Below are 11,321 nucleotides of genomic sequence, written 5' to 3' on the forward strand. Positions count from 1 at the left end.
GACTTAGGATTTACTAAGGTATCTTAGTACATGCGAACGCGACGAGCGTTCTCACGAGAAACTTTTTTAGCTGCGCGTTTTACTGCGGCTGCTTTCTTACGCTTACGTTCCCAAGTCGGCTTTTCATAAGACTCGCGACGGCGAACTTCTGAAAGGATACCTGCTTTTTCACATGAACGTTTAAAACGACGTAATGCAACGTCAAATGGTTCGTTTTCTCTTACTTTAATTACTGGCATGTACTATTTTACCTTAGTTAGGAATCTATATTAAATGGTGTCTGATTTCAGCTAAATAGCCTCATCTTCACCCACTCTATTAAAAATTGGTGACGTATTCTAATGCGAAGGCCATAGTAATGTAAAGTGGAATTAATTTTTTCACTGGATTTATTAGCTCAATAGCGGCCTGAACACACTAATACTAGTCGCTGTGTAAATAGCTGCTGTAATATTAACAAAATTGCTCACTCGGTTTCTTTGTCATAAATTTTAAAGGCTAAATGGGGGTTTTAAATTTTTTGGCTATCTTTATGCGCTATAAATTGAAAGTTGCCTAGGGCATAGGTAAAATCAGCAACCAAATAACGGCTGCACCTTATATACAAGTGAATAGTCGAATTCACTATTGATGCAACAGGGCTAGGTAAAGAAAAATTATGCGAATTTTAGGTATTGAAACCTCTTGTGATGAAACCGGTATTGCGATTTATGATGATGGGCAAGGCAATTTACCCGCGGGTATAGTTGCACATAAGTTATATAGTCAAATCGCCGTTCATGCTGATTATGGTGGGGTAGTGCCTGAGCTGGCATCACGTGATCATGTCCGCAAAACTATTCCCTTAATAAAAGAAGTCCTAGCTGAAGCTAATTTAACCCCTGCTGATTTAGACGGTGTTGCTTATACGGCTGGACCAGGCTTAGTGGGCGCCTTACTTGTTGGTTGTTCAATTGGTCGTAGTTTAGCTTACGGCTGGAACTTGCCTGCTGTGCCCGTGCACCATATGGAAGGACATTTACTAGCGCCAATGCTAGAAGAGAATGTACCTGACTTTCCCTTCGTCGCTTTATTAGTGTCTGGTGGCCATACCATGTTGGTGCGTGTTGATGGTATCGGTCATTATGAATTATTAGGTGAATCTGTTGATGATGCCGCAGGTGAAGCTTTTGATAAAACAGCTAAATTACTAGGGCTTGATTACCCTGGCGGACCCGTATTAGCGAAAATGGCAGAAAGTGGTCGAAAAGGTCGTTATAAATTTCCAAGACCTATGACGGATAAACCTGGGCTAAACTTTAGTTTCAGCGGTTTGAAAACCTCAGCCGCTGTGACCATTCGAAAAGAAGAAAAAGCAGAATTAACACCTGAGCAAAAAGCACAAATGCAAGCTGATATCGCTTATGCCTTTCAAGAAGCCGTTGTTGATACGCTAGCCATTAAATGTAAACGGGCATTAAAACAGTGCAATTTAAATCGTTTAGTTATTGCGGGTGGTGTTAGTGCCAATACGGCGTTAAGAGAAGAATTAGCAGAAATCACCAAAAAGTTAGGCGGGGAAGTTTTCTATCCTAGGCCTGAGTTTTGTACTGATAACGGCGCTATGATTGCTTACGCGGGTTTACAACGCCTAAAAGCTGGTGTTGATACCGACTTAACCTTTAAGGCAACGCCACGTTGGCCCTTAGATACCTTAGAGCCGATTTAAGCTTGTAGGTTTGCGATTTAAACCGGTAATAAAGGCTACTTCTTGGTAAAAGATATTTTGCTTTCTTTGCCCTGTAGTAGCCTAACTATATTGTCTTTGTGTCTAAATATGATCAGCGCTGATAACATCAATACAGGGTAGACATAAATGGGCTTTAATAACCAAGTGTACAATGGCGCTATTGATAGGGTAACAATGGCGGCCAAACTCGAATAGCGGCTAACTTTAGCGACCAATAACCAGGTTAAAATAAGTAGCCCGCCTAAGTCCAAACCAATAGGTAGTAGCACACCAAATGCAGTAGCAACCGCTTTACCGCCCTTGAAGTTAAAAAATATTGGGTACATGTGGCCTAAACAAGCGGCGAGAGCAATCATACCTAGATACAAGGGTTCTAAGCCTAGGAAATAACCACCCCAAACCGGTAATGTGCCTTTAAGTATGTCAAAAATCAGCACAGACACCGCAACAAATTTATTACTTATACGTAAGACATTTGTCGCACCTGGATTTTTTGAACCTGCTGAGCGGGGGTCTGGTAAGTGCAGTAATTTGCAAAGTAAAATGGCACTCGAAATTGAACCTACTAAGTAAGCCATAATCACCATTAAAAACGTTACAAGTAAACTACTGATACTAAGCTCCTTCTAAAACAGGTGTTAGCAAAGTTATAAAAAAATTTATTCTTTTTAGCTTTTTGACATTGTAGCGCGATGTTTACTAGTTTTTCTAGACCTGCACAGGTAAACTCGCCATTTATTTTCTAAAGTATGTTGTGGCGATTGCGGGGTTTATCTCGATAATGCAATGGCTAAATACTGCCAAGCCATGTAAGGGTTTTAGTGTGGATAAAGTCTATATTGAAGGGTTAACCTTTCAAACAACCATCGGTTTCTTCCAGTGGGAAAAAGAAATAAAGCAAACACTTGTTGTTGATTTAGTGATGGGCTGGAATACGGCGCAAGCTGCAGAAAATGACGAATTAGCTAAAACACTTGATTACGCAACAATTTCTGAAGCAATTGTTGAGTTTGCCAACGCTAATCCGGTAGATTTAATTGAAACGCTTGCCGAACGTATTGCTGGCTTTCTAATTGCTGAATATAAAATTCCTTGGCTGCGCCTAAAAGTAATGAAACCAACGGCGGTGCATAATGCGACTACGGTAGCTGTTGAAATAGAACGTGGTGAACAGTTGTCAGGCCAAGCATTGTAATGGCTGAAATTTATATTTCGCTAGGTAGTAACATAAATCGTCAACATTATATTGAACAAGGCTTGCAGGCTTTAACCGATGTATTTGGCTCGCTTACTTTATCTTCATTATTTGAAAGTGAACCTGTCGGCTTTGCCGGTAAAGCTTTTTACAATATGGTGGCTGGAGTAAGTACTGAGCTTACTTTGGCTGAAGTGGCGGCAACACTGCGCGAAATAGAGTTTGCACACGGTAGAAACCAAGACGCTAAAAAATTTAGTCCGCGGACATTAGATTTAGATTTATTACTTTATGATGACATTATTGCTGACTCTCCAGCGCAAATACCGCGTGATGAAATTAGCAAAAATGCGTTTGTATTGTGCCCTTTAGCTGAAGTTGCAGGGCATTTGGCTCACCCGATTATTGGCCAGTGCTATGACGAATTATGGCAACAATATGATAAAAGCCAACAAAAGTTAAAAACAGTGGCTTTTATTTGGCCAAAAAAATAAGAAAAATAAGGAAATATAACCCCGATGAGCACAATTGAAGTTTTTATTTTAGCGTTAATTCAAGGTTTAACTGAGTTTTTGCCTATTTCTAGTTCAGCACATTTAATCTTACCCTCAGTAGTTTTCGGCTGGAAAGATCAAGGCTTAGCGTTTGATGTTGCCGTGCATGTTGGCAGTTTACTGGCAGTCGTGCTTTATTTTCGAAAAGAAGTGTGCTGCATGGCTGTGGCTTGGTTTGCCACTTTAAAAGGTGAGCGAAATAATTTTGATGGTAAATTGGCTTGGTGGATTATTTTTGCCACCATCCCCGCCGGTTTATTTGGTTTACTCGGTAAAGACTTTATTGAAGAGCATTTACGCAGTGCACTTGTTATTGCCGCCACAACACTATTATTTGGTTTTTTGCTTGGCTTTGCTGATATTAAAGCTAAACAAAATAAAAGCATTGAAAATTTAGGTTTTAAAGGTGCCATGTTAATCGGCTTGGCACAGGCTATCGCGTTAATACCGGGCACATCGCGTTCTGGTATTACCATGACTATCGGCTTGATGTTAGGGTTAAGCAGAGAAAATGCCGCGCGTTTTTCTTTTTTATTGTCGATTCCAGCCATTGCCATGGCAGGCAGTTATTTAACCTTGAAGTTAATTTTGGAAGCCGGCACGGTAGATTGGTCAGCAATGGGCTTAGGCAGTGTGTTAGCGTTTGTTAGTGCTTATGCCTGTATTCACTACTTTCTTATTTTAGTGGGTAAGTTCGGCATGATGCCATTTGTGATTTATCGCTTAGTGCTTGGTGCTGGTCTGCTTTGGTTTGTGGCCGGATAATTGTTATAATATATTCAACTTATGAAAAATGCGCTTTAGCGCATTTTTCATATCTACATGTATTTTTTAGATACCAAAAGGGTAGTTTGCTAGCGCTTTTGGTATTGCTTTATCACTATCAGTCGTACTAATGCCCATTGTACTTTTTAATGTTGCTAATAAGTTTTAGCGATTAATATAGTGATAGATATTCAGCCAATAAAAAGTGAGAAGTTTGATGGATTTGTCTCTAACTGAAGAACAAATAATGATTCAAGATATGGCCCGAAAATTTGCCAATAGTGAATTAGCACCTGTAGCCGCACAGCTTGATGAAACAAGAGATCAAAGTTTATTTTTAAAAAATTTAGCGCAACTCAATGCCCTCGGTTTTATGGGCCTAAATATTAAAGCTGAATACGGTGGCGTTGAAGCAGGTAGTATTGCTTTTAGCTTGGCGATTACCGAATTAGCCCGTGCTTGTGCATCAACAGCGGTGACAACTTCAGTCACTAATATGGTCGCCGAAGTTATTCAAGCGGTAGGTAACGATGAACAAAAAAGTAAATACTTGCCAAAAATTTGCAGTGGTGAGTATCGTGCCGGTGGCTTTTGTTTAAGTGAAGCGGCGGCAGGCTCAGATCCCGCAGGGATGAAAACGCAAGCCGTTAAAGACGGTGATGACTATCTTCTTAGCGGTAGTAAAATTTACATTACTAGTGGCTCGTTTGCTGATGTATTTGTGGTTTGGGCCGTTACCGACCCAGCCGCAAAAAAAGGTAAGGGTATTTCGTGCTTTATTGTTGAAGCCGGTACTGCCGGTATGACCATAGGTAAGTCGGAAGAAAAAATGGGCCAAAAAGCGTCACCAACCAATGAAGTGCATTTTGACCGTTGTCGTGTGCCAGCATCAGCCATGATGGGCGCTGAAAATAAAGGCTTTGGTGTTGCCGTGGGTGAGTTGGCTGGTGGTCGTATCGGTATCGGGTCATTAGCCTTAGGTATTGGCCTTGCTGCACTTGATTATGCTAAAGCTCATATTATTGAGCGTAAACAGTTTGGTCAATCACTGTCAAACTTTCAAGGCTTACAGTGGACGTTAGCAGAACGTTATACCGAGATGGAAGCTGCACGATTACTCTTAATGCAAGCCGCTTATACTAAAGATCAAGGTCAACCCTTTGGTATGGCAGCTTCAATGGCTAAGTTGTTTGCCGCTGAAAAGGCTAATAAAGCTTGTTATGACGCCTTACAGCTTATGGGTGGTGCAGGTTATATTAGAGAATATCCACTGGAGCGTATGGCGCGTGATGTGCGTGTAACATCAATCTATGAAGGCACCAGTGAAATTCAAAAAGTGATCATTGCTCGAGCATTATTGCAAAAAATCTAAGTGCTTACATCGGTGATTTACAACGGAGATGAGCTTTGCTGATGTCCGTTTTTTTATGCTTGTTTTTTAGGTGAATAGACAGACTAGATCAGGATGTGCAAAGCAAAGCTGACGCTATTTAACGGTTGGTATTATAGCGGGTGCAGCAGTATAAATAATCTCATATAGAAGCCTTAAAGCTTAGCCTTTAAAGACTTAGGGTTCTAAGGTTAGTGTTTTAAGATTTAGTGTCTAACATTTAGTCTCTAACATTTTGACCCTGTAACGTATGTTCTGAGCTAAAAGTTGTGTTATCAGGCTGTAATCCTCAATTGTCTTGTTTTTGACTTTGACTTGCGCTTTGTTGAGTCGTTATAAATATTTAGCCCAGTTGCTTGTATCTTTAATGCTTTGCCCCAATTTAAAAACATATATCTTTATTATTGGAACGGCATTGATGACAAATTCTCTTGCGATCAACTTAGAAAACTTTCAACAAGTTATTATTGAAGAATCAAAAACTAAACTGGTATTGGTCAGTTTTTGGGCTCAGCAAATTCCAGAAAGTGTTGCATTACGCGACAAGTTGACGATGGCATTAGCTAATTGTAGCGACACGCTCTTGTTTACCACAGTCGATTGCGAAAGCCAGGGACAAATTGCTCAGCAGTTTGGTATTCAAAGCTTACCAACAGTAATTTTAGTACAAGATGGTCAGCCACTTGACGGGCTAACTGGACCACAAACAGATGCAACAATTAATGAGTTTTTAGATAAATATTTACCGAAACAGCAAGATGTTTTATTAGCAGAGGCGAAAACACTATTGGCAGAAAATAAAGTGTCGGAAGCATTTCCTATTATCACTCAAGCCTATCAGCTTGATAATGAACGTGCTGATATTAAGTTAGTGCTATCAGATGTTTATATTCAAACTGGTAAAATTACTGAAGCAGAGGCACTACTCAAAAGTATTAAAATGATCGATCAAGACAGTGCTTATCAATCCTTAATGGCAAAATTAGAATTAGCGACGCAAGCCGCAGACTCTCCTGAAATTCAAGCACTTGAACAACAGTTAGCCAATGATGCTGATAATGTTAAATTACAACAAAAATTGGCGGCGCAATATAGCCAAGTTAATCGCCATGACGATGCACTGATGATGCTGTTTTTGTTAGTGCAAAAAGATGGTGCCGACATCGCTAGTAAAGATTTACTGCTTGATGTGCTTAAATCGTTACCTGAGGGTGACGCATTGGCGAGTAAATATAGACGTAAGCTTTATACCTTGATGTATTAAGTCGTTAGCTTAATCAGGCGCGGATTCAAAACTAAGTTAGCCTAACTTATACTGGATTTTACTCAACGCATAGCAAGTAAATTGTTATGCGTTTTTTATCAGCAAATTTTTATTATTGTTCAGACAAGGCGAGTTAAATTACTTGATGTTATATCGCTACATTGATTAATACCAATCTCACTAATTATCTGATCATTTTTACTGGTTAAAATAACCAACTACTACGTTATTTATTTAATAATTAGAACATCTAGTTATTAAATAAATGCCTTATATTTGGCCATTTTTCCTGCGTATAAAGTTGACCACCTAATTAATGAAATTGGTATAAGTTTCATTTTTTAACAAGTATGCAAACTCGCTTAAAAACGTTTGAATTTTTTTTGCTACAACTAGCTGACAATACTTATTTTCTGGGTTGTTGGTGACATAATCTTGATGATAGTCTTCCGCACTGTAAAAATTAGTGGCGGCTTTAACGACAGTGACTATCGTTTGCTCAGCGTATTGCTGTGTATGCAATTGAGCAATTTTTGTTTTCGCCACCACTTGCTGTGCAGAGGTGTGACATAAAATTGTTGAGCGATATTGACTACCGATATCATCACCTTGACGGTTAAGTGTTGTCGCGTCGTGAATAGCAAAAAAAACCGTTAAGAGCTGCTCAACAGCTAACTGCGATGGGTTAAACGTTATTTGTACTACTTCTGCGTGATTAGTGATGCCGCTACAAACTTGCTCATAGCTTGGATTGATAATGTCGCCATCTGCATAACCGCTGGTTACCGATAATACACCTTGAATTCGGTTAAAAATATTCTCAACGCACCAAAAACAGCCTGCGCCTAAAGTAATTGTTTCTATGCTCACTGTTCATTTCCTTGTTAAATTTTGTTTAGGGTGACTGAAAGTAGATTTTCAGTCAGATGTAAGGACGTGTAGACGTCTATAATATTTATTTTCAGAAGATAACACTTAGCCGTTTAGATGTCTATGTTTCTTGTTGTTTAAATTATTTTTTAAGTTCTCGTTTAAGCTATTGTCGGTATTAGCCGAGTCAGTAGTAGTGTTGATATGGTTTTTAGGCAGGCAGACAGCTATGAGGGATTTAGCATGAGTTCATTCCACACAAATTAACTATATATGTCGTTAACTATCGCCATAACCTGATGTTATGCGGCTAGTCTGCTTAATCGGCATGAAGTATGAGTATGAATATTGTGTATGGTCTGTGGTGATGTTATTAAGTTTTGATGATGGAATGTTTACAGTAATCTGGTTATCAGTAAATAAGTGACCTAGAGCCAGGGTTCTAGTTAGCTCTAGGTGTTATAACTATCAGTTATTATGCGATAAGTTATAGGCAACGTGTTGATGAAAGCGTAAGGTTAATGGGTCTTTTTCGGTTGGAATTTCCAGCTCTGTGGCAAATAAATGCATGGCCTGTTCTATTTGATTGACAAATTTCGCATAGTTTTTTTCTTCGCCATTATGGCAATTAGCAACAAAGATCAGTTGCACGTTATCAACCAATTCATGCGCTTGCCATCTACTGACAATACCACAGGGGCTTTGTTTTGGGTTGTAGCCTAACATTTGCAATTCTCCAACTTTCGAGACTAAATCATGCAAACTATGCCTAACAATGGGCACTAAACCATTCGCGATCAGTGCGCCATTATTTAAGTTAAAATGTTTTGCTACCAATGAAAAAGTGTCGGTTAAATAAGTATAAAGTGGATTATAGGGATCGGTTGCTGCGGGATCTATATCAACCAACGCGGCAATCCTATGATCAAGGGTTAAGTCGACTATGGCGTAAGTGATTGATGATATGTTTTCTGCTAATGTAACGTCTTGACTGGCATACCTTTGTTTTATTGGCCTAAATTTATGAGCTTGGCTAGTTCTGTAGCCTTTATTTTTAGCAAAAATGTCATAAGTAAGATGTTGGTGGTCGCGTATGCGGATACTGGTTATGGGTAAATCTAATTGCTGGGCAAAATGTGCTAATAGTATTTTTACCTGTTGATGGAAATTGGCCGCTCCGACCCTGATATCGGTACCAGAGGCTAAAAATACTAAGGTAATTTTTTTTGCTTTGATATTGGCATCAAAAAATGAATTTTGCAGTACATGCTGATTTGGATCGTAATAAAAGATGATTTGTTGTTTTGTTTGCCATTGGTGCATTTCTTGGCTGTAACGGACACGGACCAACTTGTCGTTGGCAACCAATATACTGTTTTTAATGCCATAGTCGTTACTTAAGGTAAACAGTAAGTTTGCCAAGGTTTGATAACAAGCATAATAATTTATACTGCCGCTATGATTAACCTGTGTCGGTAATTGCGAAAGCAGTTGCTCTGTTAAGGCGAATTCGGCCAAGATATACTGATTGTCACGGGCATTAGTCGGTATATAAGCTTTTACTGCTGCATTGCGTTTCCTAACCATTGACATAATAATTCCCTAAAGAAACATTTAGGCATCATCTTGATGCCAATTAAAGTGTAAATATCAGCAAAATTATAAACACTCGCTGTGACATTTTTATGTCAAAGCATTAACTAATGAGCAATAACTAATAACATCTAGAGGCTCAATTGAGCATGGGTAACTTATGTCGATAAATAATAATGCAGATTTAATTGCGGCGGTAAATCAGGTCATGCCATTTGGAAAATATAGTGGCAGAAAGTTGCTGCAACTGCCTGAGCCTTATTTAGTTTGGTTTCACCGTAAGGGATTTCCAGAAGGAAAGTTAGGTCAACAGTTGGCACTCATTTACGAAGTTAAACTTAATGGTTTAGAAGCTATGTTAAAACCTTTATTAAGGGGCTAGGGTTATTTATAGCGTTTTGTGATTAAGGCAGTTGTAGCCTTATTTACATTAATTTGTTATCTAATTTATGGTTTTAAGCACTGTTAATTATATGTGGTTTGTATAACGAATTGTTTTGTAATAAATAGTTAATTACGGTGTTTTACATTGGACTATTTTGTCGATAACCAAGGATAAAAGTTGCGTAATTCACTATGGTATCAACTTGCATTCATCGTATTGTTGTTCTTAAATTAACGTTTGATTGAAGTAATACTAAGAAGGTCTAGAGAAAGCCTAGAAAGCATAAGACATAAACTTTCACCGGTATTTCTTTGGTATTTATACAAAGTATTAGACGGTTATAAAACAGTTAACGGTGAGGTGTTATAGATGAAAAGACAGAAACGCGATAAATTAGGTCGAGCACATTCAAATGGCTATCAAGCGGGCCTTTGTGGCAGAACTAAGAAACATTGCCCGTATCAGAATACCGATGTTAAGTCAGAGTGGCTTGGTGGTTGGCGTGAGGCCTTAACCGATAGAAGTATGGGGTTGTTTAAATAAAAAATTTTATGCCACTAAACTGAGTTGTATGAGCACATTTGAGCCTGTAACAAATTTTTTGACCGTGTTGTATTATTTTCATTTTTAGTGGCAAGTTATTGACTTATTTTTTGCATCTAAGCTGATATAAAGCCCTGATAGCGAAAGGTGTGTTATCGGGTAACTTATATTTATATTAAGGTGTAGTTGAATATCTTCAGAATTTTTTTCCACAAGTTTTTCCATAAGCTTTTCCACAAGTTTTTTCCTGAGTTGTGCTACTTTTTGTATTAGTTGTTCTAACCGTGTTTTATAGCAATACAATTGCCGCTTTTTTGTTGTCAGTAATAACGTATAATCTTTTAAAATTTAGCTGTCCGATAAAGTAAAAAATCTATGACCATACTTTCAATGATAGTGGCGCATGCCAATAACCGTGTAATCGGTAAAAACAATGACATGCCTTGGCACTTGCCGGCCGATTTGGCCTATTTTAAAAAAACTACTTTAGGTAAGCCCATTATTATGGGGCGAAAAACTTATCAATCTATTGGCCGGCCTTTGCCTGGGCGGAAAAATATTGTTATTTCGCGTGACGATAACTTTCAAGCCGAGGGCGTTGAGGTGGTTAATTCTGTTGATGCCGCTTTAGCTTTAGTGGTTGATAGCGCAGAAGTTATGGTAATTGGTGGTGGCGCTATTTACCAACATTGTTTAGCGGCGGCGCAACGGCTTTATATTACTCATATTAATGCTGATATTGATGGTGATACTCACTTTCCTGAATATGATTTAACTGTTTGGCAAAAAGTGGCTAGTGATATTCGCCCCAGTGATGAAAAAAATCTATATCAGTTAGATTTCTCGGTGTATGAAAAAGTTTAAAGCTAAGCTGGGCATAATAGCTAAGGGATTAAATATTATACCACTTTCATTAAATTTGTGATCTTGTTGTGCGCAGAGAAAATGCATCTGGGCAAGACGCTTGATTGAGCAATAGCTGGCTATTGTGATTGAGAGCACCGTAGCCTTGGTGTATTTTAACCAGCACAAG

Annotated in this window: 13 protein-coding genes; 9 read left to right on the forward strand and 4 right to left on the reverse strand. The window is 38.7% G+C overall.

Annotated elements, in window-relative coordinates; all coding sequences use genetic code 11:
* Positions 1-23: 23 nt before the first annotated feature.
* On the reverse strand, positions 24-239 hold the full coding sequence (gene rpsU, locus H4J61_RS03675) for a 30S ribosomal protein S21 (RefSeq protein ID WP_011045067.1): 216 nt from the start codon (positions 237-239) through the stop codon (positions 24-26).
* A gap of 419 nt (positions 240-658) precedes the next feature.
* Between rpsU and tsaD the strand changes: the two genes are divergently transcribed.
* Positions 659-1,708, forward strand: a complete 1,050-nt coding sequence (gene tsaD / locus H4J61_RS03680; protein WP_182135592.1) for a tRNA (adenosine(37)-N6)-threonylcarbamoyltransferase complex transferase subunit TsaD — start codon at positions 659-661, stop codon at positions 1,706-1,708.
* Positions 1,709-1,743: 35 nt separating this feature from the next.
* Here tsaD and plsY read toward each other — a convergent pair whose 3' ends face one another.
* Positions 1,744-2,316: a glycerol-3-phosphate 1-O-acyltransferase PlsY gene (plsY, locus tag H4J61_RS03685; protein WP_182183776.1), complete on the reverse strand. Its 573-nt coding sequence runs from the start codon at positions 2,314-2,316 to the stop codon at positions 1,744-1,746.
* Between the two features lie 236 nt (positions 2,317-2,552).
* On the opposite strand from plsY, the gene folB reads away from it, so the two are divergent.
* The 5 genes from folB to H4J61_RS03710 all read left to right on the forward strand — a co-directional run bounded on the left by folB (position 2,553) and on the right by H4J61_RS03710 (position 6,897).
* Entirely contained in the window at positions 2,553-2,924 is a 372-nt protein-coding gene (folB, locus tag H4J61_RS03690; RefSeq protein ID WP_182183778.1) for a dihydroneopterin aldolase, read from the forward strand.
* Positions 2,924-3,418, forward strand: a complete 495-nt coding sequence (folK, locus tag H4J61_RS03695; protein WP_182183780.1) for a 2-amino-4-hydroxy-6-hydroxymethyldihydropteridine diphosphokinase — start codon at positions 2,924-2,926, stop codon at positions 3,416-3,418. The genes folB and folK overlap by 1 nt, the downstream gene beginning before the upstream one ends.
* A gap of 24 nt (positions 3,419-3,442) precedes the next feature.
* Complete coding sequence (locus tag H4J61_RS03700; protein WP_182183782.1) at positions 3,443-4,243, forward strand: undecaprenyl-diphosphate phosphatase; 801 nt, start codon at positions 3,443-3,445, stop codon at positions 4,241-4,243.
* A 217-nt stretch (positions 4,244-4,460) separates the two neighbouring features.
* Complete coding sequence (locus H4J61_RS03705) at positions 4,461-5,615, forward strand: acyl-CoA dehydrogenase family protein (protein WP_182183784.1); 1,155 nt, start codon at positions 4,461-4,463, stop codon at positions 5,613-5,615.
* A gap of 436 nt (positions 5,616-6,051) precedes the next feature.
* On the forward strand, positions 6,052-6,897 hold the full coding sequence (locus tag H4J61_RS03710; RefSeq protein ID WP_182183786.1) for a tetratricopeptide repeat protein: 846 nt from the start codon (positions 6,052-6,054) through the stop codon (positions 6,895-6,897).
* A gap of 309 nt (positions 6,898-7,206) precedes the next feature.
* Here H4J61_RS03710 and msrA read toward each other — a convergent pair whose 3' ends face one another.
* Together msrA and H4J61_RS03720 are read right to left on the reverse strand one after the other, a co-directional pair.
* Positions 7,207-7,767, reverse strand: a complete 561-nt coding sequence (gene msrA / locus H4J61_RS03715; RefSeq protein ID WP_182183788.1) for a peptide-methionine (S)-S-oxide reductase MsrA — start codon at positions 7,765-7,767, stop codon at positions 7,207-7,209.
* A gap of 468 nt (positions 7,768-8,235) precedes the next feature.
* A complete protein-coding gene (locus H4J61_RS03720) occupies positions 8,236-9,360 on the reverse strand; it encodes a DUF3083 family protein (protein ID WP_182183790.1) in 1,125 nt (374 codons plus the stop codon).
* Between the two features lie 160 nt (positions 9,361-9,520).
* On the opposite strand from H4J61_RS03720, the gene H4J61_RS03725 reads away from it, so the two are divergent.
* From H4J61_RS03725 to folA, 3 genes are all read left to right on the forward strand, one after another.
* A complete protein-coding gene (locus H4J61_RS03725) occupies positions 9,521-9,742 on the forward strand; it encodes a DUF3820 family protein (protein ID WP_182183792.1) in 222 nt (73 codons plus the stop codon).
* 372 nt (positions 9,743-10,114) lie between these two features.
* Positions 10,115-10,288 carry a ribosome modulation factor gene (gene rmf / locus H4J61_RS03730; RefSeq protein WP_182135602.1) on the forward strand — a complete coding sequence of 58 codons (174 nt, stop codon included), beginning with the start codon at positions 10,115-10,117 and terminating at the stop codon, positions 10,286-10,288.
* 375 nt (positions 10,289-10,663) lie between these two features.
* A complete protein-coding gene (gene folA, locus H4J61_RS03735) occupies positions 10,664-11,152 on the forward strand; it encodes a type 3 dihydrofolate reductase (RefSeq protein WP_182183795.1) in 489 nt (162 codons plus the stop codon).
* Positions 11,153-11,321: the final 169 nt, after the last annotated feature.

Source organism: Colwellia sp. MB3u-4, assembly GCF_014077065.1.
GTDB lineage: Bacteria > Pseudomonadota > Gammaproteobacteria > Enterobacterales > Alteromonadaceae > Cognaticolwellia.

What these genes read in the sequence shown, in the direction of transcription:
- tsaD (WP_182135592.1), top strand. Translation starts at nt 659, where the DNA reads ATGCGAATTTTAGGTATTGAAACCTCTTGTGATGAAACCGGTATTGCG.
- folA (WP_182183795.1), top strand. Translation starts at nt 10,664, where the DNA reads ATGACCATACTTTCAATGATAGTGGCGCATGCCAATAACCGTGTAATC.
- rmf (WP_182135602.1), top strand. Translation starts at nt 10,115, where the DNA reads ATGAAAAGACAGAAACGCGATAAATTAGGTCGAGCACATTCAAATGGC.
- H4J61_RS03705 (WP_182183784.1), top strand. Translation starts at nt 4,461, where the DNA reads ATGGATTTGTCTCTAACTGAAGAACAAATAATGATTCAAGATATGGCC.
- H4J61_RS03700 (WP_182183782.1), top strand. Translation starts at nt 3,443, where the DNA reads ATGAGCACAATTGAAGTTTTTATTTTAGCGTTAATTCAAGGTTTAACT.
- H4J61_RS03710 (WP_182183786.1), top strand. Translation starts at nt 6,052, where the DNA reads ATGACAAATTCTCTTGCGATCAACTTAGAAAACTTTCAACAAGTTATT.
- folK (WP_182183780.1), top strand. Translation starts at nt 2,924, where the DNA reads ATGGCTGAAATTTATATTTCGCTAGGTAGTAACATAAATCGTCAACAT.
- H4J61_RS03720 (WP_182183790.1), bottom strand. Translation starts at nt 9,360, where the DNA reads ATGTCAATGGTTAGGAAACGCAATGCAGCAGTAAAAGCTTATATACCG.
- plsY (WP_182183776.1), bottom strand. Translation starts at nt 2,316, where the DNA reads ATGGTGATTATGGCTTACTTAGTAGGTTCAATTTCGAGTGCCATTTTA.
- rpsU (WP_011045067.1), bottom strand. Translation starts at nt 239, where the DNA reads ATGCCAGTAATTAAAGTAAGAGAAAACGAACCATTTGACGTTGCATTA.
- H4J61_RS03725 (WP_182183792.1), top strand. Translation starts at nt 9,521, where the DNA reads ATGTCGATAAATAATAATGCAGATTTAATTGCGGCGGTAAATCAGGTC.